This is a genomic window from Burkholderia sp. SRS-25 (assembly GCF_004343765.1).
GTDB classification, from domain to species: domain Bacteria; phylum Pseudomonadota; class Gammaproteobacteria; order Burkholderiales; family Burkholderiaceae; genus Burkholderia; species Burkholderia contaminans.
The window spans coordinates 1-24370 of record NZ_PTXM01000014.1 but is presented as its reverse complement, the minus strand read 5'-3'; the positions used below and the strand labels follow the sequence as shown (position 1 = coordinate 24370).

The following is a 24370-nucleotide window of genomic DNA, read 5'->3' as shown; positions in this document are numbered from 1 at the left end:
TCGCCGCCATCGCCGCCTCTTTCCGGAACCCTTCATCGGAACCCTTCATGACCGACGCTTCTGCTTCACTCGAACCACCGATCCTCAGCGGCGAACGCGTCGAACTGAGGCCGCTCGATTCATCCGACCGGCAGGCGCTGCTGGACGCTGCCGCGGATGGCCAGTTGTGGAACCTGAAGGTCACGGTCGTGCCAGGCCCCCAGACGATCGACGCGTATATCGACACCGCATTGCAGGGGCGCTCGGCCGGCACCGTGATGCCGTTTGCGATCGTCGATCGCGCATCGGGCCGCGTGATCGGCAGCACGCGTTTCTGGAAGATCGATCGCAAGAACCGCAAGCTCGAGATCGGCCATACGTGGCTGAGCGAATCGGCGCAGCGCACGCGTGCGAATACCGAGGCGAAATGGCTGTTGCTGGGCTATGCGTTCGACGTGCTGCAATGCGTGCGCGTGCAGTTCACGACCGACGAGCTGAACGAGAAATCGCGCGCGGCGATCCTGCGGCTCGGTGCGAAGCAGGAAGGTATCGTACGGCACGAACGGATCATGCCGGATGGCCGCAAGCGCAATTCGGTGCGCTTCAGCATCATCGACGATGAATGGCCGGAAGTACGTGCGTGGCTGTTGGCGAAGCTCGCGACGTGACGTGTAACGCGTGAAGCGTGGGGTTTGACGTGCGTCGCGCCGCCGGAAGGGGAGGCGACGCGACGACAGGGGAAGCGGTGCGCCGCGCGTGATGCGCGGCGCTGCGGCGCGTTACTGCGCCGATGCGAGGTGGTGGCGCTCCGCGAGCTTCTGCGCGTCGGCGTAGTGCTTCTGCAGGATCGGCAGCGACTGGCGTGCGACTTCCTTCAGCTTCGTGTCGCGGCCCGACGCGATTTCGGCCTGGAATGCCGAGATCGCCTTCTGCTGGCCGGCGAGCGCGACCTGCTCGATATACGCCTTGTCGAACTCGGCGCCGCGCAGGTTCTTGATGCTGCTCAGCACGGCCGTGTCGGGGTCGTTGGCCGGCACGTCGACGCCGCGCGGGCTGGCTGCGCGCATCGCCTGGATGATCTTTTCATCGTCGGTCGACACGCGTTGCGCGAACGCCTTGACCTGGCTGTCCGACGTGCGCGAATCGGCGATGCGTGCCGCGTCGTGCTGCGTCGACACGGTCTTCGTGCCGTCGGTGATGAAGGCCTGGTCGGCTTCGTGGATACGCGTCGCGGCGGCGGCCGGTGCGTTCGGTGCGGCCGGTGCCGGTTGTGCGGTTTGCGCGGTCGCCGTCACGGCGACGAGAAGCAGGCCAGCGGCAGACAAAGCAAGGCGCGAGATGGGGGGAAAGCGGTTCATGGGACCTCCTTTCGATCGGGGCTCTGGTTGAAAAACGGATCATATGATCCGTCGCTGTGCGAGAGACCGGGCGCGCCCGGGCCGGATTCGACCGCCGCTCTGCCGCGGCGCCGGTCGAAGTGTTTCCCGGCCCGACTGATTCTAGGAGAGCGATCCGGTAGCAGGTGCAACCGCGCTGTGGTTTGTGTAACGGTTGGTAAGACGAATCGATGAGCAAGCGTGGCGACAGGTAGTGCGTACCTGTTGCGTGTGCGTCGGCGGCAATTTTTGCGCGCATGAGGCGCGCGGGATGCGCGCGTGTGTCATCGGCTTTTCATCTTCGTGCCGTTGTGTCGTGCGATGACGTGTGCGTCGATCGACGGGGCGAACCGGATGCGCGTGGCGCCCGAATGCGTCACACGCGATCGAGCAATGCGTCGAGGCGAGGCAGCAACGGTGTCGCGCAATGCGCCTGCAGCGCGTCCGGCGCGGTGTAGCCCCACGCGACGCCCTGGAATGCGATGCGCGCGCGTCGTGCCGCGTCGGCGTCGCGGATTTCGTCGCCGACGTACAGCGCTTCGTCGCTGCGCACGCCGGCCTCATGAACGAGTGCGCGCAGGCGGCGTGCCTTGCCGAACAGCGGAATGCCGCACGCGAAGTGTTCGACACGGCTGCTGGCGTGCGGGCCGAGCCGGTCGCGCACGATCGCCTCGGTGTTCGACGTGGCGATCGCGATGCGAATGCCGCGCGCGGCGAGTGCGTCGAACGTTTCGGCGACGCCGGGGAACAGCGCCACTTGCGCGACGCGCGGCTGCATCAGGCGGCGCATGTCGATCGTCACGCGCGGCACCTTCCACATCGGCACGTCGAGCGCGCGAATGATGTCGCGCGCCGACATGCCGCGCAGCGCCGGGCGCAGCTCGGGCGTGGCGTCGCGAAAGCCGTGCAGGCGCGACGCTTCCGACAGCGCGGCGAGAAAGCTGTCGAGCGAATCGGCGAGCGTGCCGTCGAAGTCGAATGCGATGAGGCGGTAGGGCATGAAGCGGCGTGGCGGGTTTATGGGGCAGGCGATATTGTCACCGAATCGACGCTCGTCGCCTGTATGGTCGGTTGCGCCTGCGGCGACGCGAGGTAGTTGAGCAGCTTCTTCGCTTCGTCAGGATGGTCGGCGCCGCTTGTACCCCGCCGCGCCGCGCGGTATCGTCAGCGTCTCGCCTTCCGCCATCCCGACTGGAGACCGACGTGCCCGCTGCCACCCCCGCCACGCTGAGATTTTCCACCGACAAGCGCGAACTCGACGTCGACGCGATCTTCGACTTCCTGCATCGCGACGCGTACTGGTCGCAGGGCATTCCGCGCGACGTGGTCGAGCGGGCGATCGAGGGCTCGCTGTGTTTCGGCGCCTACGTGGGCGACAGGCTCGTCGGTTTCGCGCGGCTCGTGACCGATCACGCGACGTTCGCGTACCTGTGCGACGTGTTCGTGCTGCCGGCCGAACGCGGCAACGGCTACGGCCGCGCGCTGATCGACCACGTGTTCGCGCAGGAGTGGGTGCAGGGGCTGCGCCGCATCATGCTCGTGACGTCCGATGCGCACGCGCTGTACCGGCCGGTCGGCTTCGAGCCGTGCGCGAATCCGGAGCGCGTGATGGAGATCCGCCGCCCTGACATCTACGCGAAACGCTGACGCCCGGCGCAGCGCATACAATACGCGCTTTCCGTTTTTGCCGAAGAGAAGCCCATCATGACCGAACAGGAAGCCGAACAGCTCGCGACGCATCGCCATTACAAGGGCGGGCTGTATCGCTACATCGGCGTTGCCCGCCACTCCGAAACCGAGGAATCGGTGGTCGTGTACGAACACCTGTGGCCGCATGCGCGCGGGCTGTGGGTCCGACCGGAAGCGATGTTCAACGGGAACCTCGAAGACGGCACGCCGCGTTTCCGCAAGCTGCGCGACTGATTGACGGCCGGCGGCGCGCGCCGCCGCCGTGCCAGCCGGTTGCGCAGGCGTCTACGCGCCGGCCAGCGCCTTCACCAGTTCCGGCGGGGCCTGCTGCCCGACCGTGACTTCCGGCGTGCCGTGCCACGCCGCGAGCTTCTTCACTGCCTTCGCGACATCGGCTGCGAGCCCCGTACCGAACCGCACGCCCGGCTCGACATGCACGGCCTTCAGTTCGAACGTGCCGAGCGTGCGATGCGCCTTCGCGTCGATGCGCCCGACCAGCCGCCCGCGATGCAGCACCGGCAGGCAGAAATAACCGTAACGCCGCTTGTGCCCGGGCGTATAGCATTCGATCGTGTAGTCGAAACCGAACAGGGTCGACGCACGCCGCCGGTCCCATACCACCGGATCGAACGGCGACAGCAGCGTCGTGACCGTCGAGCGCAGCGTGTCGGCCTCCGCGGCCGGCAGCAGCGCTTCGAGCGAGCGATGCACGTAGGCCGGCTCCTTCCAGTCGTCGATCGCCACCGGGATCAGGTCGCCCGCGCCGGCGAGCTGCTCGAGTTCGGCGCGGTACGAGCGGCGCGGCAGCCGATAGTAGTCGGCTACCCAGTCCGCGCGCACGACGCCGAGCGCCCGGCACGTGTAGTCGAGCAGCGCGGGCAGCACGGCACTGCGCGGCGGCAGGTCGCGCGTATCGTCCCAGTCGGGCAGCACGCGCTCGCGCACGTCGTACACGCGCTTGAAATTGCGGCGTTCCGACACCATCAGGTCGCCCGTCGTAAACAGCACTTCCAGGTGCCGCTTCTCGGGCTTGCGATCCCACCAGCCGTTGCCTTTCACGCCATCCTCGCGAGTGAAATCGGCCGACCGTACCGGGCCCTCGGCGCGAATCCGCGCGAGCAGCCGCTCGATGTCGGGGCGATTCTGCTCATGCCACTCGGCCGCGTACTTCCAGCCCATTCCCGACGGATCGAGCATCTTGTAGCGCATCAGGCCGAACTGCTCGACCGGCAGGAAGCACGCTTCGTGCGACCAGTATTCGAACAGGCGCGCCTCGGCGAGATGTTCGTCGAGCCACTGCGGCGAGAAATCGCCAAGACGGCTGAACAGCACGAGATACGGGCTGCGCGCGACGACGTGAATGGTATCGATCTGCAACTGCGCCATCCGGCGGATCGCGTCGAGCACGTCGGATTTGGTTGCCTTGCGGCGGGGCGGCGTCAGCAGGCCTTGCGCGGCGAGATGCAGCGCGCGGGCGGCGGCGGTCGAGAGCGTCAGCATCGGAAGGGCGGCCGGGAGTGATGGTCGGGAACCACTTTAGCGCGAAAGCGGCGCGCGCGTGCGACGTGCCGATGCGCCGCGTCTGACAATGCTTGACAGACGCGTTTTGCAAGTTTCCCTATAGTGCACTTCATGGCGCGACGATAAATACGCGCAACGATTTTGCTTCCGACGCACATATGTCCATGGCACGCAGGAAGCGAATCCGGGATTCTCAACCCCCATCGGGAGACCCGGAGCCCTGAGCGGACATCCATGCGGCTGTGCACCGGCCCCGTGTGGATGTCCGCTGATTTTTTTGTATTTTCCGGTTTTCCCCTCTGTTGCGACCCGTCAGATCGCGACACTCGTTTCTCCCGGCCGCAGCGCGCGCGACAGGTCGTAGTGCCGAGCCGCGCCGTAACGCGGCGAGCCGAAATGCCAGTTGTAGTTGCCGCGAATGTACGCGCGAGCATCGTCAAGCAGGCGTAGCGACGTCCGGTCGCCGGTGCGTGGCCGCACCCGTGTTTCCAGATCCAGATACTCAGCCAGATATCCGTTGTGGATCCCGGCCGCCTCGTCGAGCGCGGCTTGCGGTGCGAGCCCTCTTTCGTGCATCAGGACGCAGACGAGATTGCTGCTCGATTCGCCGGCCTCCTTCGGATACGAAAAGATGTCGTTGCACAGGCACAGGATCAGGCCGGACAGCTTGCGCAGGCGCTGAACCTCTTCGTCGGCATAGAACGCGGCAGGCGCTTCGTAGGCCGCGGCGATGTCGATCAGCGCAAACGCACCTTCACCGCATCCGTTGTACGTGCGTCCGGAAAGGTATTCGGCTTCACTCGGCACGACGTCCGTCGCGTACCGGCCGGCTTCCCACAGCGTCGAGAACAGGAACGTCATCATGCCGGCCGTCCAGCGTGCGTATTGCGCGCGCGTGGACGTGGCCGCGATACGCGTGCAGATGTCCTGTGTTGCCCGTTGCAATGCAGGCAGGAACGCGGCCATGTGCGGCAGCCGTGCTGCCAGCGCGGTACGCAGCGGCACCGGATCATGGCCGGCCGGATCGGCGATCATCTCGTACAGCCACAGGTAGAGCGCGCCGAGGTCGCCAGGGGAGCGCGCGGCGCCGTGCAGGCTGCATAGGCCGTCGTCGATCGAGAAGATCCAGCCGTATGCGCGGGTCGTCGTGCACAGGCCGTCGAAGGTCGAATGGGGATAGACGCGCGCGCAGTATTCGCCGACCTTGCCGTGGCGGATGCCGCTGGCCCAGCGCGGATCGTCGAGCAGACCGTGGCCGTTCATCCACGCATGCAGGTCGGCTTCAGCACGGTCGGCATCGGGATGCACGGGCGTTTCGAACGGATGGAACAGGTGCGGCAGCGTCAGCGCGGGCGCGGCGGCAACGGTTTCGACGGGGGGCATGATGTATCTCGCGGACGGCGGGTGACGATGGATGTCGTGAAGGGCGGCGCGGCCTACTTGCCGAACCGGCGCGCGCGTTTGCCGTAGGCAGCGATGGCCTGTTCGAAATCGTCGCGTCCGAAATCCGGCCAGCACGTCGGCGTGAAATAGAACTCCGAGAAAGCGGTTTGCCAGAGCATGAAATTCGACAGGCGCTGCTCGCCCGATGTGCGGATCACGAGATCGGGCTCCGGCTGGCCGGCCGTATAGAGCCGGCTCTCGATCAGCTCGGGGCTGAGCTGCGCGAGCAACTGATCGACGGTGCCGGCCGCGACGTGTTCCTCGATCAGCGACCGGATCGCGTGCAGCACGTCGAGGCGGCCGCTGTACGCGACTGCGATGTTCACGTCGAGCCCGCGCGTGTGGGCCGTGCGTCGTTGCGCGGCGCCGATGCGCTCGGCGGTGGCGGGCGGGAGCTTCGTCAGGTCGCCGATCACATTCAGGCGCCAGCGGCGGCTGGCGGCGAGTTCATCGAAGACGTCGGCGATCACCGCGAGCAGGTCGTGCAATTCCCCCGCGTCGCGACCGAGGTTTTCGGTGGACAGTGGCCACAGCGTGACGAACGGGATGCCGGCTTCCTCGCACCACGACAGCAGCGCATGCACGTTGCGACCGCCGGCCCGGTAGCCCTCGGCGGCCGGCAGGCCGAGCCGGTCTGCCCAGCGCCGGTTGCCATCGAGAATGACGGCGAGATGCGTGGGTAACGGATGCGGTACAACGCCCGGCGCGACAGGCGAGTTGGCGGCGAATGGTTCCGGCGCGCGCAAAATCAACTCTCGAGTCATGGAGACTCCTTCGAGGCGAGGAAGCGATCGAAACGTGAAACAGCGGATGGGATTGTTATGCCGGCTACCCGAATGTCGGCGTGGGGATAATGTTCGCGCCGACGCGCCCGCTCATTATTGGGCCATTTATTCCGGATTTTCAAGTTATCCGCGTATGCGATGCCGCGGCGCGCCGGACGCGCAGCCGGGCAGGCGTTGCGCTGGACAATGCGAGACCCGGGGGGATTCCGGACAGCCGCGTTTTCAGATCGGTGCCGTTTTCAGATTGCGCTTTCGGCCTGCGTTTTCGGCGTTTCTATTTTTTGAATAAATCCGGCGTTCGAAAATAAAAAGCGATGCAATTTGCCGGCAGCGCGACGGCGGCGAAAATGATTTCGCTGTGCCCGCCGCTTATTGCCGCTTGCCGCGCGCGACTTCGTCGCCGGCGCCGGGCGGCAGCCGCCGCGTGATCGGAATCGACGCGAACGAGCAGAGCCCGACCACGAGGAACGCGGGCCAGAAATCCGACCACATCATCTTCTGATGGCCCTGCAGCCAGTGCGAAATGTGCAACACGAGGCCGGCGACCGTCACGCCGAGGCCGAGCGACATCTGCTGCACGACGCTGCCGAGGCTCGTCGCGCGGCCCGCGTCGCGCGGCGAGATGTCCGCGTAGATCATCGAGTTCAGGCTCGTGAATTGCAGCGCCGGGAAGATGCCGCCGACGAGCACGATCAGCCAGATCGCCCAGGTCGCCATGCCGGGATGGAACACGCCGTACGCGGCGATCGCGAGCCCCGCGAAGGCCGCGTTGTAGATCAGCACCGTGCGGAAGCCGAAGCGGCGCAGCGTGTGGGTGGCCGTCGAGCGGCTCATCGCGCCGCCGAACGCGGACGCGCACGTGATGAGCCCCGAATGGAACGCGCTCATGCCAAGCCCTTCCTGCAGCGCGAGCGGCAGCAGGAACGGCACCGCGCCGAGGCCGATACGGAACAGCGACCCGCCGACGACGCTCGCGTGATACGTCGGGATCTTGAGGAAGCTGAGGTCGAGCACCGGGCGCTCCTTGCGGCGTGCATACGGTACGTACAGCGCGAGCAGGACGGTGCCGGCCACGCACATGACGAGCGCGTTCGAGCGTGACGTGAGCGAGCCGTCGATCAGCGTGAGGCCCATCAGCAGCAGCGCGGCGCCGCTGGCCGACAGCAGGAATCCGAACCAGTCGAGCGGGCCGGGATCGGGCTCGCGCGTGTTCGCGATGTGCTTGCTCGCGAGGTAGATCCCGTAGATGCCGATCGGCACGTTGATGAAGAAGATCATCCGCCAGTGCAGGTAGGTCGTGATGAAGCCGCCGACGAGCGGCCCGACCGTGGGCCCGAACAGCGCTGGAATCGCGAGGTAGTTCATCGCGCGCACGAGATCCGAGCGCGGCACGGCGCGGAAGATGATGATGCGGCCGACGGGCACCATCATCGCGCCGCCCACGCCCTGGATGAAGCGCGCGAACGTGAGCACGCCGAGCGAATTGGATGCCGCGCACATCAGCGAGCCGACGACGAAGATGCCGATCGCGGTGCGGAATACGGAGCGTGCGCTGAAGCGGTCGGCCAGCCAGCCGCAGATCGGGATGAATACGCCGAGCCCGACCACGTAGGCCGTGATCGCAATGTTCAACGTGACGGGGTTGTGCCCGAAGTCCCTCGCCATCGCGGGGAGGGCAGTGACGATGATGTTCGCGTCGACGCTTTCCATGAACAACGCACAGGCAACGATGAGCGGTGCTAGAAAGACGGGCGACATGGGCTGGGCGCGCGGTAAAGACGCCATTATGCCCACAATGTGACCGTTGAGTCACGTACGACAACAGTTGTTCCGCATGTTGCAACAGTCATCCTGGTTGGCGGTGGCGTGGAAAGAACGACTGCGCGTCGCTGCTGCACGGGTTCAGATTCGGGCTCGGGCCGTGCGGTGCGCCGCGCCCGACGTCGTCGCGCATGCTCTGCTCGCGATCGTGAAAGTGCGCGTCGATGCAGCGGGGCGTCCGGCGAGACCGATGCGGATGCGCCCGCTACGCACGCGGGGCGAGCCAGGTGCGGTTTTCTGCGCGAGTCGCCCGAATCGAAACTTGCTCGATGTGCACGTTTCGTGCGAAAGTCGGGCCCACTCGCACCACAAAACGACGCGCATCGATCGAAGGCCATCGAGACGAGCGCGCGCGCGAACGAGACCTCGTGCCGACCCACTCACCATCGAAAGGAGGGGACACGTCATGACGTCACGTCGTGTCGCATCGATCGCATCGCGCATCTCGAGTCGCTTCTCAAGTCGTTCCGCAGCCCGACTCTCATCGCCACCCGCGCCGCCTACGCCGCGTCTTCGCTGGGCCGCCGCACTGGCCGTCGCGTATCTCGCCGTTGCCGGCTGCGCCGCGCAGGCCGACAACGCGAACCAGGCCGCCGCGCAGGCGGCTGCCCAGTCGGCACCGCCGGCAACAGCTGCAATTGCCACCGCCGCATCGGGCACGCTGCTGCCGCCGCCGAGCCAGCTCTATGGCGACCTGTTCGTCGCGGTGCAGACCGCGCAGATCTATCCCGACCAGAAGACCTTCGTCGACGCAACGCCCGATAGCGATCCCGCGACGATCGTGCAGTTGTATCAGCAACAGAAATCGCAGCCGGGCTTCTCGCTGAAGGCATTCGTTGCCCAGCATTTCACGCCGCCGCCGGAAGGCGGCGTGACGCCCCCGCCGAACCAGACGCTGCGCCAGCACATCGACTGGCTGTGGCCGCAGCTCACGCGCACGAGCACGACGGTACCGCCGTACAGCTCGCTGATCCCGCTGCCGAAGCCGTATGTCGTGCCCGGCGGCCGCTTCCGCGAAGGCTACTACTGGGATACCTATTTCACGATGCTCGGGTTGCAGGTGTCAGGCCGCGAGGATCTCGTCGACGACATGCTCGACAACTTCGCCCACCTGATCGATACGATCGGGCACATCCCGAACGGCAACCGCACGTACTACGCGAGCCGCTCGCAGCCGCCGTTCTTCGCGTACATGGTCACGCTCGCCGCGCAGGCCGAAGGCGACAAGGTCTACCAGAAATACCTGCCGGAACTGCGCAAGGAACATGCGTACTGGATGCAGGGCGAAGCCACGACGCCGCGCGGGCAGGCCACGCGCAATGTAGTCGCGATGCCCGACGGCGCGGTGCTGAACCGCTACTGGGACGCGAGCGATACGCCGCGCGACGAGTCGTATCTCGAGGACGTGACGACCGCGAAGTCGGTGCCGGGGCGTCCGGCGAACGAGGTCTATCGCGACCTGCGCGCGGGCGCCGAAAGCGGCTGGGACTACAGTTCGCGCTGGTTCGGCGACGGCAAGACGCTCGCGACGATCCGCACGACGTCGATCGTGCCGGTCGACCTGAACAGCCTGATGTTCCATCTCGAGACGACGATCGTGAAGGGCTGCGCGGTCACGCGCGACGTTGCGTGCGTGACCGATTTTTCCGCGCGCGCGGCGCGGCGCGCGGCCGCGATCAACCGATATCTGTGGAACCGCAAAGGCTACTACGGCGACTATGACTGGCAACTGCGCAAGCCGCGCGACGCCGTGACGGCCGCTGCGCTGTATCCGTTGTTCGCGGGCGTGGCGTGGCCCGAGCGCGCGAAGGCGACCGCGCGCGAGGTGCGCAAGACGCTGCTGCAGCCGGGCGGCCTCGCGACGACCACCGAGAACACCGGGCAGCAGTGGGATGCGCCGAACGGCTGGGCGCCGTTGCAGTGGATCGCGATCGACGGGCTGCGCCGCTATGGCGAACCGGCGCTCGCGAAGGACATCGGCACGCGTTTCCTGTCCGACGTGAAGCACGTGTATGCGACCGAAGGCAAGCTCGTCGAGAAGTACGTGGTCGAAGGCGCCGGCACGGGCGGCGGTGGGGGCGGTGAATATCCGCTGCAGGACGGCTTCGGCTGGACCAACGGCGTCACGCTGAAACTGCTCGGACTGTACGGCGAGTGACGCGCGGCGCGCGCCGCGCGCCGGTGTTGCAAGAGAACCCACGGGCCGGACGGTCGCGCAAGCGGCCGTCCGGCCCGTGTTTGCTTCTGGCCTTGCTTCAGAACGTGATCGTCGTGCGCACGCCGACCACCGTTTCGTCGCCGATGCGCGCACCGGCCGCGTTCGGGTTCGGGATGCCGCCGCCCGGGCGGAAGAAGTGCTGCAGGTCGGCCTGCAGTTGCCACCACGGCGCGACCTGGTACTGGTACGTCGCTTCGACGACCGTCTCCGCGCGGCGCACCGGGTAGCCGGGCGTCGTGTAGACGCCGGTGTCGCCGTCGAGGCCGCGCGCATGCGAGCCGATCTTCGCGTAGCCGACCGCGATGCCCGCGACGTCGTTGTCGCGCCCCTTGAACGGCGCCTTCAGCGTCACGCCGGCGTTGGTCGCGAAATCGACGATGTTGCGATCGCCCGGCGCGCCCATCACGCGCGCGAACACGTTGACCGAGCGCGGGCTGTCGGCCGACGGCCGCCACACCATCTGGTCCGCGACCGCGTAGAACCCGTAGTTGCCGCGATGGGTGGCGGCGATGCCGTTGCTTTCCGGATTCGCGAGCGACAGGCCGTCGGTGCCGTAGCGCGGATCGTTCGCATGCTGCGACTGATACCAGAAGCCGAGCTTGTACGTGCCCGGCAGGCCAACCGGCTGCGGCGCCTTTGGATCGGCGGGCGGCGCGTTCAGCGCGTACTGCACTTCGCCGATCACGAACGCGCCGCTGCGCAGGTTGAAGTTGGTGCCGTGCGCATTCAGCACCTGCGCATCGCCGTCGGTGCGGCCGGCCGGGTTGCCGTCGAACACGCCGACCATCGCCGTCCACGCATCGGACGGTTTCACGCGCAGCCGCACGCCGAGCGACGACAGCGGATACGCGGGGCCACCGGCCGGCAGGTCGGTCGACGGCAGCACGGGCCAGCCGAACGTGGCGTTCATGAACGTCGCCGCGTTCTGGCTCACCATGAATTCCTGGTCGACGCTTTGCTGGCCGACCTTCACGTCGACCTTGCCGTCGAGCAGCGACTGCTGGTACCAGAGTTCCCACAGGCGCGTGGTCGAATTCGCCTCGATACCGGTCGCGGTCTGCAGCGTCTGCAGATAGCGCTGCGTGAGGTTGGTGCCGTGAATCTGCAGCGCCGACACGTTGAACGTGCCGCCCGGCAGCCCGACCGCCTTGCCCGTGTCGACGTTGAAACCGAATTGCGTGAGCCCCTGGTACGCGCCGCCGCGATTCGTGCCGCCCGACGTGTTGTACAGGTACTCGCTGGTTTCCTGCAGGCTCAGCGTGATGCCGTGATCGCCGAGCACGTCGCGCAGGCCGCCCATGTTGCCGAGCAGGTTCGAGCGTTCCCAGAAGCCGGTGGGAGCGGGCGCGGCAGCATCGGCGGCCTGTTGTGCGGGCGCGGCGTCGTCGCTGGCGCCGGCCGCCGGTTCGGCCGCGGCCGGTGACGACGCTTGCGCGAACGCGGGCGCGGCGGCGAGCGACAGCAGCAGCGTGGCGAGCGCATTGACGCGGAGCTTGCGCGGGACGGGTTCCAGGTAGTTCTTCATGTGGGTTCCGTTGTCGGTTTGATTAGTCAAGCTGAAGAAACGAAGTCGTGATGCGGGATGCGTGGCGAGGCGGTCGCGGCGGCACTTGGCACTTGGTGCGTGGCGCTGCGGCGCGACCGAGGCGTTACGGCAGCCAGCCGCCGATGCGTCCCACCTGCGCGAAGCCGAGGTGCGACGCGGCCGAGCACAGCAGCGCGACGAGCGCGACCGCGGCGGCCATCATCGCGAACAGCAGGCAGTCGAGCGGGCGGGGCGCTGCCGGCACGTGGGCGAGCGCCGTGCCGCGCCAGTTGCTGAATGCATGGGCGAGCGGCGAGAGGCCGGATACGAACGAGCGCTCGCATGCGAGATACACGATGCGCTTGAGTCTGACCGCGAACGATTGAAGATGCATGACGCTGCCTCCGTCTGGTCCGGCTCGGGCCGGACGACGTGATCGAGCGCGGGCGCGAGACGCGGCCTGCGATCGGAGGGTGGAACGTAATGGAGCGTGCAACGGACGAACCGGCGATGGCCGGCCCGGAAGGAAGCGCGCTAACCCGACGAATGCGAGCTAGCGGCGTAAGACATGCGTCTGGCTGCTATCTCGCGATGGCGTGGCCGGCCTGGACCGGCATCGAACTGCAACTAGAGCATGTGTCCACGGAGGGACTCCCTTGATGAATTGCGGCGGATTGTATTCGTGTCGTTTGCTGCGGCGCAAGTAAAAAACGCATAAAAGTGGCGCACGTTGCGCGGGCGCCTCGGCGGCTCGCGACCGAGCGGGACGGGCAACGAATGCACACGACGGGAGGCGCCGCCCCGTTGTTCATACGCATCGCTACCCGGCCGCGCGACATGTCCTGAAAGGTTGCGCCACGTGTTTTCAAGGGCAAATCTTTCAGTGCCGCAAGGCAGGAAATTTATTTCGAGAAATGGGGTTGGGAGGGGTTGACTTCATTTTCGGGCCGTCCATAGAATCCGGCATCTTCACTCTTGGGGCCGCCGCCTTGGACGCCTGCAGTAGTCGATCTTCGAACGAAATTTCCGCCTGAGCGACCGACGTCCGCGCCTCATCGAAGCCGCCGTTTGTCTCCCGGGCAAACGGTGCGCGCAGCAGTATTCCGCAGCAAATTCCTACGTGCACCCTGATTCGCGCCGGTTAGCGTGATGCGTTTTCGCATGCGCCCGCCGGTTTCACCGCCGCCTGGCAGGCGGCCGCGTTCGCGCACGCCTTTCGTCGGCTCGCGAATCCCGGCCCGCATGCCTGACGGCGGTCAACCGTGTTCTCCGGAACACCGCACAGGAGCCGCCATGAACGACAGTGACAGTTGTCCCTTATGTCCGTTGCACACACAGACCCTTTTTGAACCCGGGTCGCAGGGACAATCCGGCCGACTAGCCTGACGCATCGTTCAGGCCCCGGACTGGCCCCGCGCCCCACACGCGGCCGGCAGCCTGCCGTCGCCGCACGGAGCCAGACCATGAACTTCGGCCTTCTGCTGTCGAATCTCCCGCACGTCACGGAATCGCGCAACCACTACGACGCGATGCTGATGCTCGACGCCCGTCCGCGGCTGTTCTCCCGCCTGTTGAACCAGCTGAAAGCGTTGATCCGCTGAAAGACGCGCCGAGCGCGTCTCGGCATGCGCACGCGCAACTGCCTGCGGGCAGGCGCCGCGTGCGCATTCCAAGGCCACACGCTCATCGCATCGAATAACCATTAGCCGTACGGAACACATCATGTCCACGCCATCCAACGTTTCTCCACCGATCGCCGTCGAACGCAGCGCCGTGCTCGACGAAGCTCACCTGGGCGACATCCGCGGTGCGCTCGGTACGATCGCGCACCACGACACCGGCTCGCGCGGCACGTGGTGGGCGCGCCTGCGCACGCTGCTCGCGATCATCGGGCCCGGCCTCATCGTGATGGTGGGCGACAACGACGCCGGCGCATTCGGCACCTACACGCAAGCCGGCCAGAACTACGGCACGACGCTGCTGTGGACGCTGCTGCTGCTCGTGCCCGTGCTGTACGTGAACCAGGAAATGGTGCTGCGCCTCGGCGCGGTCACGGGTGTCGGCCATGCACGCCTGATCTTCGAGCGCTTCGGCAAGTTCTGGGGTGCGTTCAGCGTGATCGACCTGTTCCTGCTCAATGCGCTCACCATCGTCACCGAGTTCGTCGGCATCACGTTCGTGCTGGATTTCTTCGGGCTGCCAAAGGTGGCCGGCGTGTGCGTGGCCGCGGCGTTGACCATGGCCGCGGTGAGTACCGGGGATTTCAGGCGCTTCGAGCGGTTTGCGATCGGGCTGTGCGTGCTCAGCCTGCTGCTCGTGCCGGTGCTCGTGTCGATCCATCCGCCCGTCGCGCAGATGTCGCGCGATTTCTTCGTGCCGAACTGGCCCACGCACGCGAAGCTGTCGGACGTGATGCTGCTCGTGATCGGCATCGTCGGTACGACCGTCGCGCCGTGGCAGCTGTTCTTCCAGCAGAGCTACGTGATCGACAAGCGCATCACGCCGCGCTTCATGAAGTATGAGAAGGCCGACCTGTGGATCGGCATCGTATTCGTGCTGATCGGCGCGGTTGCGATGATCGGGTTCAGCGCCGCGCTGTTCAACGGGCATCCGGAAGCAGGCAACTTCACCGATGCGGGCGGCATCATCGCCGGCCTCGAGAAATATGCAGGCCGCACCAGCGCGACGCTGTTCGCGGTGGCGCTGCTCGACGCGTGCATCATCGGCGCGGCGGCCGTATCGCTGTCGACGGCCTATGCGATCGGCGACGTGTTCAAGATCCGCCACTCGCTGCATCGCGGCGTGTCGGATGCTAAGGGCTTCTATCTCGTGTATTTCGGCATCGTCGCGGCCGCGGCCACGCTCGTGCTGATTCCGGGCAGCCCGCTCGGCCTGCTGACCGAAGCCGTGCAGACGCTCGCGGGCGTGCTGCTGCCGAGCGCGACGGTGTTCCTGCTGGTGCTGTGCAATGACCGCCAGGTGCTCGGCCCGTGGGTCAACTCGACGAAGCTCAACGTGTTCACCGGCGCGGTGATCTGGGTGCTCGTGCTGCTGTCGATCATCCTCACGGCATCGGTGATGTATCCGGATATCAGCGGCGAAGCGATCGTCGACGTGCTGGTTGGCGGCACCGTGCTCGCGATCACGGGCTATATCGCGACGGTATTGATCCGCCGCAACAAGCGCGTGGTCGAGCCGGCCGTCGATCGCTCGCTGCGCGACACGTGGCGCATGCCGCCGCTCGACACGCTCGAGCCGCAGAACATGACGGTGGCGACGCGAATCTGGATGGCCGTGCTGCGCGGCTATCTCGTGATCGCGGTCGGCCTGGTGATCGTCAAGGTCGTGCAGATGACGCTGCTGAAGTAACGCAGGTCGTCTCCCAGGAAGCGGCGCCGGACCCGGCACCGCGCCGCAACCCGCACATGCCGGCCTTCGTGGCCGGCATGTGCGTTTACGCGCCGGCTTGCGGCACGCCGCACGCGTTGAGCGGCCGTCAGATCAGCTCGAGCTTCGACGTCAGGTACGTGAGCTGGATCCGGTTCGCGACGCCGAAGCGCTTGCGCAGCTTGCGCAGGTGGTAGTCGACGTTGTGTGCGCTGGTGTCGAGGCGCCGGCCGATCTCCTTGTCGGAGGCGCCTTCGGCGATGCCGAGCAGCAGTTCCTGCTCGAACGGCGTGAGCCCGTTCACAGCGCGCTCGCGCGACGTCGAGATCAGCTGCGGCGACGCGAACTTGTGCACCGACAGCCCGATCGACAACGCCTGCTCGATCGTCGCCGGCGTGATCCATTCGCGCGTGCGGCGGGGCGCGGTGAAGCTCATGAACGCATGCAGCCGCGTGCCGGGCACGGCCATCGAATACATGATGCCGCTGCACATCCCGTCGTCCTGCATCGTCTGCAGGAAGCCGTCGAGCGCGGCCGGCGTCACGCGCGGGCCGTCGTCGCGCTCGCGGTGTTCGCGACGCAACTGCTGCAGGTCCCACACGATCGGCATGTTGCATACGCGTGCGCCGAGCGTGCGCGGATCGATGTCGTGGTGGTGGTGCCGCACGTAGTCGCCGCGATAGGTGGCCGGCGTGAACGCTTCGTGCAGGTACAGGCTTTCGACCCGCTCGCGCGCGAATTCGAGCGCGAAGTACGCGAACGTCGAGAAGCCCGTCAGATGCAGCAGGCTCGTGACGATCCGGTTGCGCTCGGCCGTGCTCTGCGCGTGCGCGAGCGTATCGGCGACGCCGAGCTTCGGCGCGTGCGGCTGCGCGACGTCGCCGCGTTTCACGTCGTCGCACCAGACGACCTGCACGGCGCGCTCCCGCAGCGCATCCGCGCATGCGTTCAACCCACGCGACGGGCGGGACATGGTGGGGGCGACCGCTTCTTCATGCAATGCAATATCGGACATGAGCCATCCCTCGGAATCGACGCGCATCGCCTGGCGGCGGCCGTATCGTGTACGGCATTCACGGCGGTGCGATCGAGCATCGTTTTGATATGCGCCGATCGTCATCCCTGACGAAACGCGGGGGCATTGTACAAAAATGCTCGTATCTGCGTAATATGCCGTAATACGAATGGCGGCGAAAGATCCATACTCGCACGCATATAACGACGACCAGAAAATCATAAAGAAAAGACCAGATCGTGACGGGGCGCAGTTTCACATATTGGGAAAGGGCGGGCTCCTCATGACACATGCTGACGGCGCACCACGCGTCGAATGGTTCTCACAAGCCGATATAACGGCGGCTGCCGCTTATTCGAGCGAATATCAGGCGATCGAACGCGACTTTTTTACCGGCATCTCAATTGCGCCCGGTAAATCCGACTTCGCGCCCGTCGATTTCGCGCAATGCCATGCGCGATTGCGGCAAATCGGATTCAGCACGCTCGGTTACGGTGCGTATGAAATGATCGGGCGGCGCATCCTGTGCGCGCACCTGTTGCGCGATCTCGCTCCCGCGACGTTCATGCAGCCGTTTATCGAGGGCATGCTCTACGAAAGCGACCCGCGGTTCGCGCAGGTGCGGCAGAGCGGCTTTCCGGTCGCGTGGCGGCTCGACGAGATCGAGGCGGCCGCGCAGGGCAGCGGCGATCGCAAGGTGCTGGCGCTTGCCGGCCATCTGCGCGCGCATGCGATGAACAGCGGCGTGATCTTCGGCCTGTCGGCGCCGCGCCTCGACTTGCGTGTCGCGGTGAACGTGACGTCGGAGACGCACGGCACCGACTGGATCGACGATCGCGTGATCGGCGGCGCGCTGTCGGTGAGCCTCGCCGTGCATCGCGTCGCGCTGCCGTTCCTCGAGGCGCGCATCGCGCGCATGCGCGGCTTCGCGCTCGGCGACGAGCAGCAGCAGGTGCTCGACCGGCTCGTGCACGGGCTGTCCGACCAGGAGATCGCGAGCGCGCTGCGCACGTCGCTGCACAAGGTCGGTCACCACATCCGCTCGCTCGAAAAGCTCTTCAACGTGCAGAACCGCGCGCAGCTCGCGTACCTCGCCGCACGGCGCCTGCCGTCCGACCTGACGTCCGCGTGACGCGCGCGCCGGCGGCCCGGCGCGCGATGGAAGCGGTTCCGGCGGCGCGTGCCGAAACGCGCCGCCGGGTTTCGTAGTCCGATTCGATCGTCGCCGGGAAACGCGCTTTCACGCTACGAGGCGCCTCTCTTTTTCCGTCGTTCCCCGTCGCTACACTCGTCCCATTCAACGGTCCGTGCGACATGGGGCAGGGTTGCCCGTGCGAGCCGGCAACGACGACAGGACAACGGCACGATGGCAGAACCGAAGGCGCTCCCCCGCGACTGGCAGCGGTTGTTTTCCGCTGGCCGCGGCGTGTCCGGGCGGCGCCTCGGGGGCGCGTCGCCGCGCGCCGACCTGTTCCTCGCGACGTTCATCGTCGCCGTCGTCGCGCTGTTCATCCTGCCGCTGCCGCAGGCCGCGCTCGACGGCATGATCTCGCTGAATCTCGCCGCGAGCGTCGTGTTGCTGACGGTGTCGACCTACGTGCCGTCGGCGGTCAGCTTCTCGTCGTTTCCCGCGCTGCTGCTGTTCACGACGCTGTTCCGGCTCGCGCTGAACATCGCGTCGTGCAAGCTGATCCTGCTGCACGCGAACGCGGGTCACGTGATCGACGCGTTCGGGCGGCTCGTGGTCGGCAACAACGTCGTGGTGGGCGGCGTGGTGTTCCTCGTGATCGCCGTCGTGCAGTTCATCGTGATCGCGAAAGGGTCGGAGCGCGTGGCCGAGGTCGGCGCGCGCTTCTCGCTCGATGCGATGCCGGGCAAGCAGATGAGCATCGACGCGGACCTGCGCGCGGGCATCATCAGCGCCGACGAAGCGCGCGAACGCCGCGAGAAGCTCGAGCAGGAATCGCAGATGCACGGCGCGATGGACGGCGCGATGAAGTTCGTGAAGGGCGACGCGATCGCGGGCCTCGTGATCGCCTTCATCAACATCGTCGCGGGGATCGCGGTCGGCACGCTGATGCACGGGATGGATATCGGCGACGCGCTGCAACGTTACGCGATCCTGACGGTCGGCGACGGGATGGCGTCGCAGATCCCGTCGCTGCTCGTGTCGATCGCGGCCGGCATCGTCACGACGCGCGTCGCGACGCGCGATGCGCGGCAGCGCCAGCTCGGCGAACAGCTCGGCGAGCAACTGGGCGCGCATCCGCGCGCATTGCTGATCGCGGCGTTCGTGCTGAGCGGCTTCCTCGTCGTGCCCGGTTTTCCGAAATGGTCGTTCGCGCTGATCGCGCTCGGCCTCGGCGCGTTCGCGTTCTCGCAGCTCAGGCGCAAGACGGCCGCGCCGAGCTTCAACCTGATCCATGTCGCGGGGCGCGCCGGCGCGGCCGACGACGGCCAGCCCGCGAAGGTGTCGCAGGCGGCCGGCGTCACGTCGCTGATCGCGGTGTCGTTGTCCGACGACCTGCGCACGAACCTGAACCTCGCGCACCTGCAGGCCGCACTGTCGAGCGCGAAGGCGCGCGTCGACGCGGACATCGGCACGGTATTCCCGCGCATCACGCTGAACGACGACGAAGGGGCGGCGGCCGGCACGTACCGGATCTACCTGCAGGACGTGCTCGCCGCGCAAGGCGCGCTGAAGCCGGGCTGGCTGCTGTGGGACGGCGTCGCGCCGCTGCCCGAGCGCGCGGAGCGCCAGCCGGCCGAAGCGTTCGGCCCGTTCGCGACCGCGCTGTGGATCAAGCCCGACGGCGCCGCGCCCGACGGCAAATGGCTGTCGAGCGAAAGCGCGCTCGCCGCGCACGTCGAGCAGATCGTGCGCCAGCACGCGGACGAATTGCTCGGCATCCAGGAGACGCAGGCGCTCGTGCATCTGGTGCGCCGCGACCATCCGGAGCTCGTCGGCGAACTGACGCGGCTCGTGCCGCTGCAGCGCGTGACCGAGGTGTTGCGCCGGCTGCTGGCGGAACAGGTGCCGATCCGCAATTTGCGCGTGATCTTCGAGAGCCTGATCACCTGGGCGCCGAACGAGCCCGACGACGTGATCGCGCTGGTCGAGCTCGTGCGTGTCGACCTGCGCCGGATGATCACCGACCGCCACGCGGGCACGACGCGCCAGCTGCGGGTCGTGCTGTTCGAGCAGAACCTGCAGGAGCGGATCGAGCGTGCAGTGATGCGCACGAAGCAGGGCAATTTCCTCGCGCTGTCGAGCGCGGTCAAGCAGGACATCGGCGAGCAGGTGCGCGCGATCGTGCAGGCCGCGCAGGCGGCCGGCCCGGGCGGCCACGGCACGGCGCAGGGCGCCGCGCGGCTCGCAGTGATGGTCGCGCTCGGCGCGCGCCGCTACGTGAAGACGATCCTGCAGCCGGTGCTGCCCGACCTCGCGGTGCTGTCGTACCAGGAAGTCGAGGAGGACGTGCAGTTGCACACGGTCGGCTGGGTCAAGAACCCGCCGGACGACGGCACGGTCGGCGCGGGCGCCGACGTGCGCGTGCCGGGAGCCGTGCAATGACGAGCTCGACGATCCTCGACCTGACGCGCCAGGCGCTGATGCTCGTGCTGCTGCTGTCGCTGCCGATCGTGCTGATCGCCACCGTGACCGGCCTCGTCGTCGCGATCCTGCAGGCCGTCACGCAGGTGCAGGACGCCAATATCGGCATCGCGGTGCGGCTGATCGCCGTGATGGTTGCCCTCGTGCTGCTGTCGGGCTGGCTCGGCGGCGAAGTGCTGCGCTTCGCGCAGCAGGCGCTGGAACGCATGTTCGTTTCTTCAACAGGAGTCCTTTGATGCGTCGACGCGTCGCCTCGATCCGGTTTCAACCGCGCAGCCTGCAACGGGCCGCGCTTGCCGTGTGCGCGACCGCGCTGCTCGCGGCATCGCTGTGCATGGCGCCCGCCCAGCCTGCGCGCGCCGCGGACCTGCGCTGGCGCAACAAGCCGTTCACGATCGTCGCGAACGGCAAGAAGATCGGCGACTTCATCCGCGAGCTCGCGTCGTCGCAGGGCGTGACGGCGGTGGTCGACCCGAAGGTCGACGGCGTGATCAGCGGCCGGTTCTCCGGCACGCCGCAGCAGACGCTCGACACGATCTGCTCGACCTACGGCCTGACGTGGTACTACGACGGTTCGTTCCTGTACGTCGATCCGGCCGACCAGTCGCAGACGCAGATGATCCCGATTCCGCCGAATGCCTCCGGTGAAATCGGCCGCGCGCTGCAGGCGATGCAGATCCCCGACAAGCGCTACACGCTGGTGATCAACGACCGCGCGAACAGCGTGTACGTGGCCGGCCCGCGCCGCTATGTCGAGCTCGTGCGGCAGGCGGTGGGCTCGGTCGGCGATCCGTCGGCGAACGGCGCGCATGCGGATATTCGCGCGTTCCGGCTCAAGTACGGCTGGGCGTCGGATTTCACGATCAACCGCTCGGGCAAGGAAGTGACGGTGCCGGGCGTGGCGACGATCCTGCGGCGGCTGTTCGGCAAGGTGGGCGACACGACCGCGGCGCCGTCGAGCCCGTCGCTCGGGCAGGCGGCACGCCAGGTGAAACTCGGCTCCGGGCTGACGATCGCGGTGCCGCGGCTCGACTTCCCCGATATCTCCGGCGGCCCGCGGCAGGGCGGCTATGGCGGTGCGGACGGCAGCATGGGCGGCGGGTTCTCGCCGTTCTCGAACAGCGGCGGCGACACGCTGCCGCAGATCGTCGCCGACCCGGCGATCAACGCGGTGATCGTGCGCGACCTGCCGGAGAACATGTACCGCTACCAGTCGCTGATCAGCCAGCTCGACGAGCGGCCGCGCATCGTCGAGATCAACGTGACGATCATCGACATCAACGAGGATTCGCTCGACAGCCTCGGGATCGACTGGCGGCTGCACACGACGCACGGCGACGTGCAGATCGGCAACGGCCAGAACCCGCTGAACGGCAACACGCAGTACAACGGCACCGGCAATCCGCCGCTGACGTTCGGGATCGGCACGTCGGAAACCGGGCAGACGGGCACCTTCATGCCGACCGGCATCGCGCTCACCGCGTCGATCGGCGGGTCGCTGCGCAACTACCTGCTCACGCGCGTGAACGCGCTCGCGCAGAAAGGGCAGGCGCAACTGCGATCGAAGCCGAAGGTGCTCGCGCTCGACAATACCGAGGCGATCCTCGAGAACCTCACGCAGTTCTACGTGCAGGTGCCCGGCTACCAGGATTCGTCGCTGTACAGTGTGACGACCGGCACCAGCATCAAGGTGACGCCGATGATCGTCGACGAGGCGATCCGCAACGCGGCCGCCGTGTCCGGCAATCCGCAGAGCGTGATGATGTCGATCGACATCCAGGACGGCAACATCGTGCCGGGGCAGGCCGTGTCGAACGTGCCGGTGATCCAGCAGCGCAACATCGTCACCAAGACGATGATCGACGAAGGCAAGAGCCTGCTGATCGCGGGCTTCAACGACGATGAGGTGAGGCTGAACAAGAGCGGCGTGCCCTGGCTGTCCGACATTCCGCTGATCGGCAACCTGTTCAAGTACACCGACAAGTCGGGCAACCACATGGAGCGGTTCTACCTGTTGACGCCGCGCGTGGTGACGACCGCGTCGATGTATGCGCCCGACGGCTCGCCGGTGAACCCGGGCGCCGACGGGCCGGCCAACCCGGAAGGGATGTCGATGTACCGCCCGCCGGACAACGACGTCGCGGTGCCGCTGACGCCGAAGCCGCTGCCCGGCACGAAGTTCGGGCCGCCCGCATTGCCGCCGCCGTCCGATTCGGCGGCGCGGCCGGCGGCGACGACCGCAGGAGCCACCACGCATGTCGACGAGCATCATTGATCCGCACGGCGACGGCGCATTGCCCGGCGGCGCGGGAGGCGCCGGGGCCGGTTCGGCCGCGCCCGCGTCGCCGTGGAACCTGTGCTTCCTGAGCGGGCCGATGTACGGCCGCACGATGTCGCTCGCGCGCGGCGCGAACTGGGTCGGCACCGCGGCCGACTGCGAGGTGATCCTGCCCGATCGCGAGATCGGCGCGAAACAGGTGTGCCTGCAGGTCGGTGCGCTCGCGGTGACGGTGCAGAACCACGGCGGCGACGCCGGCGCGCCGGTGCTGTTCAACGACGAGCCGCTCGGCGCGGGCCGCCGCTCGCTGACGCCGCAGGACGTCGTGACGGTCGGCTCGATCCGGCTCGGCATCGCGCGGCATGCGCAGGCGAGCGTCGCGCTGCCGGATGAAGCCGGCGCGCCGGACACCGCGCGCGAGGCCGCGTGGCTCGGCTGGCTCGCGGGCGGGCTGCGCCGCCTCGGCAGCCGGCGGCTCGTGATCGCGCTGGTGGCGCTGTGGCTCGGCGTGCTGCTCGGCGCGCTCGGCTACGGCTTCGTCACCTGGTCGGGGCGCCTGCCGTGGCAGCACGAATCGGTGCTCGCGCGCACGCACCGGCTGCAGCAACTGCTGCGCGCGTACCCGGAGCTGGCCGTCGCGCCGCGCGACGACGGCGTGATCGTGTCGGGCTACGTGAGCGATCCGGCCGCGCGCGAACGCGTCGCGCAGATCGTCGCAGGCGTCGACAACGCGGCGCTCGGCAATATCTACGTGGTCAGCGACCTGGTCGCGACCGCGCAGACCTATTTCAGCGACACGGCACTGACGGTCGCGTATCTCGGCCGCGGCCGGATCGAGGTGACCGGCACGGCCGCGCGCGCGCAGATCGAGCCGCGCATCCGCAACTACATGAAGGACGCGCGTCCGGCGCTCGAAGTGGTCGATCACGTGCGCGATGCCGATCCGGCCGCACCGCGCACGGCGACGACGCTGGGCGGGACGGCCGGGATTCCGGAGATCACGACCGTGTTCGCCGGAGACGGCGACCAGCGCTACATCGAGACGGCCGACGGCAGCCGCTATTTCGAAGGTGCACGGCTGAAGGAAGGCGCGACGGTCGTGTCGATCGGCCCTGACGAAGTCGTGTTCGAGCGCAACGGCCAGCGCATCACGATGCCGCTCGGCGGGCCGCAGGCGAATGCGCCCGAGCCGGTGCCGGCGCCGCCCGTGGCGCCGCTCGCGAGCGGTGCGGCGGCCGGGATCGCGCAGCCGGTGCCGATGCAGTTGACGGATGGTTCGGCGACCGGTGCCTCGGCGGCCGGTGCCATGGCGGCACGCGCATCGAAGGACGCGGCGCACTAGCGCCGCGACAGGTCATGCGCATCGCGCGGCGCGCGGTGCGCGCAGTACGCGGGGCGTCGCGAACTTGCGGCGGCTCACGTCGACGGCGGAGCATGGGGCTCCCGTCGCCGGGTGGATGCAGTTCACGTAAAGGAGCGCAACATGGGTACGCAGGCAGCAGGTGGTGCAACCAACACGAACCAGGTCCAGCAACAGGCGGACGACCTGACGAAGACGCAGCTCGAACTGACGAAGATCAACTTCCAGGTCCAGCAGTCGACCGCGACGTTCGAAACCAGCAACGCCGTGACCGCGCAGGAGGGGACGGCGAACGCCCAGGTCGCGCAACACCTGAGCTCGGCCGGCCGCGCATGACGCCGGCCGAGCTCAGGTGTTGCG

Annotated in this window: 21 protein-coding genes and 1 pseudogene; 12 read left to right on the top strand and 10 right to left on the bottom strand. The window is 67.3% G+C overall.

Annotated features, from left to right (window positions below):
* Positions 1-47: 47 nt before the first annotated feature.
* Positions 48-647 (top strand): GNAT family protein, encoded by a 600-nt coding sequence (locus C5O79_RS19505; protein WP_122476399.1) that lies wholly within the window; start codon positions 48-50, stop codon positions 645-647.
* A 111-nt stretch (positions 648-758) separates the two neighbouring features.
* Here C5O79_RS19505 and C5O79_RS19500 read toward each other — a convergent pair whose 3' ends face one another.
* The 3 genes and pseudogenes from C5O79_RS19500 to C5O79_RS38595 all read right to left on the bottom strand — a co-directional run.
* Positions 759-1337 carry a DUF4142 domain-containing protein gene (locus C5O79_RS19500; protein ID WP_039360813.1) on the bottom strand — a complete coding sequence of 193 codons (579 nt, stop codon included), beginning with the start codon at positions 1335-1337 and terminating at the stop codon, positions 759-761.
* A gap of 394 nt (positions 1338-1731) precedes the next feature.
* A complete protein-coding gene (locus C5O79_RS19495) occupies positions 1732-2355 on the bottom strand; it encodes an HAD hydrolase-like protein (RefSeq protein ID WP_122476396.1) in 624 nt (207 codons plus the stop codon).
* A gap of 17 nt (positions 2356-2372) precedes the next feature.
* Positions 2373-2489: pseudogene (locus C5O79_RS38595) on the bottom strand (ABC transporter substrate-binding protein); the annotation flags it as partial.
* A gap of 69 nt (positions 2490-2558) precedes the next feature.
* Here C5O79_RS38595 and C5O79_RS19485 point away from each other — a divergent pair.
* The gene (locus tag C5O79_RS19485) at positions 2559-3002 is read left to right on the top strand and encodes a GNAT family N-acetyltransferase (protein ID WP_039360818.1); all 444 of its coding nucleotides are present in this window, start codon (positions 2559-2561) and stop codon (positions 3000-3002) included.
* 57 nt (positions 3003-3059) lie between these two features.
* Positions 3060-3278 (top strand): DUF1653 domain-containing protein, encoded by a 219-nt coding sequence (locus tag C5O79_RS19480; protein ID WP_006480837.1) that lies wholly within the window; start codon positions 3060-3062, stop codon positions 3276-3278.
* A 51-nt stretch (positions 3279-3329) separates the two neighbouring features.
* Here C5O79_RS19480 and C5O79_RS19475 read toward each other — a convergent pair whose 3' ends face one another.
* The 4 genes from C5O79_RS19475 to C5O79_RS19460 form a co-directional block, all read right to left on the bottom strand.
* Positions 3330-4544, bottom strand: coding sequence for a crosslink repair DNA glycosylase YcaQ family protein (locus tag C5O79_RS19475; RefSeq protein ID WP_122476394.1), 1215 nt, complete (start codon positions 4542-4544; stop codon positions 3330-3332).
* A gap of 333 nt (positions 4545-4877) precedes the next feature.
* Positions 4878-5948 (bottom strand): terpene synthase, encoded by a 1071-nt coding sequence (locus C5O79_RS19470; protein ID WP_122476392.1) that lies wholly within the window; start codon positions 5946-5948, stop codon positions 4878-4880.
* A 53-nt stretch (positions 5949-6001) separates the two neighbouring features.
* A complete protein-coding gene (uppS, locus tag C5O79_RS19465) occupies positions 6002-6772 on the bottom strand; it encodes a polyprenyl diphosphate synthase (RefSeq protein WP_047849641.1) in 771 nt (256 codons plus the stop codon).
* A gap of 390 nt (positions 6773-7162) precedes the next feature.
* Positions 7163-8551, bottom strand: a complete 1389-nt coding sequence (locus C5O79_RS19460; protein WP_046196566.1) for an MFS transporter — start codon at positions 8549-8551, stop codon at positions 7163-7165.
* Between the two features lie 469 nt (positions 8552-9020).
* Between C5O79_RS19460 and treA the strand changes: the two genes are divergently transcribed.
* Positions 9021-10772, top strand: a complete 1752-nt coding sequence (gene treA / locus C5O79_RS19455) for an alpha,alpha-trehalase TreA (RefSeq protein WP_046548335.1) — start codon at positions 9021-9023, stop codon at positions 10770-10772.
* A 97-nt stretch (positions 10773-10869) separates the two neighbouring features.
* On the opposite strand, the gene C5O79_RS19450 is transcribed toward treA, so the two are convergent.
* Together C5O79_RS19450 and C5O79_RS19445 are read right to left on the bottom strand one after the other, a co-directional pair.
* Positions 10870-12357 (bottom strand): carbohydrate porin, encoded by a 1488-nt coding sequence (locus C5O79_RS19450; protein ID WP_122476390.1) that lies wholly within the window; start codon positions 12355-12357, stop codon positions 10870-10872.
* A 124-nt stretch (positions 12358-12481) separates the two neighbouring features.
* Positions 12482-12751, bottom strand: a complete 270-nt coding sequence (locus tag C5O79_RS19445; protein WP_047849644.1) for a hypothetical protein — start codon at positions 12749-12751, stop codon at positions 12482-12484.
* 1069 nt (positions 12752-13820) lie between these two features.
* Between C5O79_RS19445 and C5O79_RS38150 the strand changes: the two genes are divergently transcribed.
* Together C5O79_RS38150 and C5O79_RS19435 are read left to right on the top strand one after the other, a co-directional pair.
* Positions 13821-13958 carry a hypothetical protein gene (locus C5O79_RS38150; RefSeq protein ID WP_165935644.1) on the top strand — a complete coding sequence of 46 codons (138 nt, stop codon included), beginning with the start codon at positions 13821-13823 and terminating at the stop codon, positions 13956-13958.
* Positions 13959-14079: 121 nt separating this feature from the next.
* Entirely contained in the window at positions 14080-15726 is a 1647-nt protein-coding gene (locus C5O79_RS19435; RefSeq protein ID WP_131931576.1) for an Nramp family divalent metal transporter, read from the top strand.
* Between the two features lie 127 nt (positions 15727-15853).
* On the opposite strand, the gene C5O79_RS19430 is transcribed toward C5O79_RS19435, so the two are convergent.
* Positions 15854-16759 carry a LuxR family transcriptional regulator gene (locus C5O79_RS19430; protein WP_046548602.1) on the bottom strand — a complete coding sequence of 302 codons (906 nt, stop codon included), beginning with the start codon at positions 16757-16759 and terminating at the stop codon, positions 15854-15856.
* Positions 16760-17042: 283 nt separating this feature from the next.
* On the opposite strand from C5O79_RS19430, the gene C5O79_RS19425 reads away from it, so the two are divergent.
* The 6 genes from C5O79_RS19425 to C5O79_RS19400 all read left to right on the top strand — a co-directional run bounded on the left by C5O79_RS19425 (position 17043) and on the right by C5O79_RS19400 (position 24346).
* Entirely contained in the window at positions 17043-17891 is an 849-nt protein-coding gene (locus C5O79_RS19425; protein WP_039360863.1) for an autoinducer binding domain-containing protein, read from the top strand.
* Between the two features lie 234 nt (positions 17892-18125).
* On the top strand, positions 18126-20333 hold the full coding sequence (gene sctV / locus C5O79_RS19420) for a type III secretion system export apparatus subunit SctV (protein ID WP_122476388.1): 2208 nt from the start codon (positions 18126-18128) through the stop codon (positions 20331-20333).
* On the top strand, positions 20330-20608 hold the full coding sequence (gene sctS, locus C5O79_RS19415; RefSeq protein ID WP_006480854.1) for a type III secretion system export apparatus subunit SctS: 279 nt from the start codon (positions 20330-20332) through the stop codon (positions 20606-20608). Before sctV ends, sctS begins: the two co-directional genes overlap by 4 nt.
* Complete coding sequence (gene sctC, locus C5O79_RS19410; protein WP_047849646.1) at positions 20608-22647, top strand: type III secretion system outer membrane ring subunit SctC; 2040 nt, start codon at positions 20608-20610, stop codon at positions 22645-22647. The genes sctS and sctC overlap by 1 nt, the downstream gene beginning before the upstream one ends.
* Positions 22628-23992 carry a type III secretion system inner membrane ring subunit SctD gene (gene sctD / locus C5O79_RS19405; RefSeq protein ID WP_131931574.1) on the top strand — a complete coding sequence of 455 codons (1365 nt, stop codon included), beginning with the start codon at positions 22628-22630 and terminating at the stop codon, positions 23990-23992. Before sctC ends, sctD begins: the two co-directional genes overlap by 20 nt.
* A gap of 141 nt (positions 23993-24133) precedes the next feature.
* Positions 24134-24346, top strand: coding sequence for a hypothetical protein (locus tag C5O79_RS19400; protein ID WP_034180511.1), 213 nt, complete (start codon positions 24134-24136; stop codon positions 24344-24346).
* The last annotated feature ends 24 nt before the right edge of the window (positions 24347-24370 follow it).

What these genes read in the sequence shown, in the direction of transcription:
- sctS (WP_006480854.1), top strand. Translation starts at nt 20,330, where the DNA reads ATGACGAGCTCGACGATCCTCGACCTGACGCGCCAGGCGCTGATGCTC.
- C5O79_RS38150 (WP_165935644.1), top strand. Translation starts at nt 13,821, where the DNA reads ATGAACTTCGGCCTTCTGCTGTCGAATCTCCCGCACGTCACGGAATCG.
- sctC (WP_047849646.1), top strand. Translation starts at nt 20,608, where the DNA reads ATGCGTCGACGCGTCGCCTCGATCCGGTTTCAACCGCGCAGCCTGCAA.
- treA (WP_046548335.1), top strand. Translation starts at nt 9,021, where the DNA reads ATGACGTCACGTCGTGTCGCATCGATCGCATCGCGCATCTCGAGTCGC.
- C5O79_RS19475 (WP_122476394.1), bottom strand. Translation starts at nt 4,544, where the DNA reads ATGCTGACGCTCTCGACCGCCGCCGCCCGCGCGCTGCATCTCGCCGCG.
- C5O79_RS19470 (WP_122476392.1), bottom strand. Translation starts at nt 5,948, where the DNA reads ATGCCCCCCGTCGAAACCGTTGCCGCCGCGCCCGCGCTGACGCTGCCG.
- C5O79_RS19445 (WP_047849644.1), bottom strand. Translation starts at nt 12,751, where the DNA reads ATGCATCTTCAATCGTTCGCGGTCAGACTCAAGCGCATCGTGTATCTC.
- C5O79_RS19460 (WP_046196566.1), bottom strand. Translation starts at nt 8,551, where the DNA reads ATGTCGCCCGTCTTTCTAGCACCGCTCATCGTTGCCTGTGCGTTGTTC.
- sctV (WP_122476388.1), top strand. Translation starts at nt 18,126, where the DNA reads ATGGCAGAACCGAAGGCGCTCCCCCGCGACTGGCAGCGGTTGTTTTCC.
- C5O79_RS19430 (WP_046548602.1), bottom strand. Translation starts at nt 16,759, where the DNA reads ATGTCCGATATTGCATTGCATGAAGAAGCGGTCGCCCCCACCATGTCC.
- C5O79_RS19505 (WP_122476399.1), top strand. Translation starts at nt 48, where the DNA reads ATGACCGACGCTTCTGCTTCACTCGAACCACCGATCCTCAGCGGCGAA.
- C5O79_RS19400 (WP_034180511.1), top strand. Translation starts at nt 24,134, where the DNA reads ATGGGTACGCAGGCAGCAGGTGGTGCAACCAACACGAACCAGGTCCAG.
- C5O79_RS19450 (WP_122476390.1), bottom strand. Translation starts at nt 12,357, where the DNA reads ATGAAGAACTACCTGGAACCCGTCCCGCGCAAGCTCCGCGTCAATGCG.
- C5O79_RS19435 (WP_131931576.1), top strand. Translation starts at nt 14,080, where the DNA reads ATGTCCACGCCATCCAACGTTTCTCCACCGATCGCCGTCGAACGCAGC.
- C5O79_RS19495 (WP_122476396.1), bottom strand. Translation starts at nt 2,355, where the DNA reads ATGCCCTACCGCCTCATCGCATTCGACTTCGACGGCACGCTCGCCGAT.
- sctD (WP_131931574.1), top strand. Translation starts at nt 22,628, where the DNA reads ATGTCGACGAGCATCATTGATCCGCACGGCGACGGCGCATTGCCCGGC.
- C5O79_RS19500 (WP_039360813.1), bottom strand. Translation starts at nt 1,337, where the DNA reads ATGAACCGCTTTCCCCCCATCTCGCGCCTTGCTTTGTCTGCCGCTGGC.
- C5O79_RS19425 (WP_039360863.1), top strand. Translation starts at nt 17,043, where the DNA reads ATGACACATGCTGACGGCGCACCACGCGTCGAATGGTTCTCACAAGCC.
- uppS (WP_047849641.1), bottom strand. Translation starts at nt 6,772, where the DNA reads ATGACTCGAGAGTTGATTTTGCGCGCGCCGGAACCATTCGCCGCCAAC.
- C5O79_RS19480 (WP_006480837.1), top strand. Translation starts at nt 3,060, where the DNA reads ATGACCGAACAGGAAGCCGAACAGCTCGCGACGCATCGCCATTACAAG.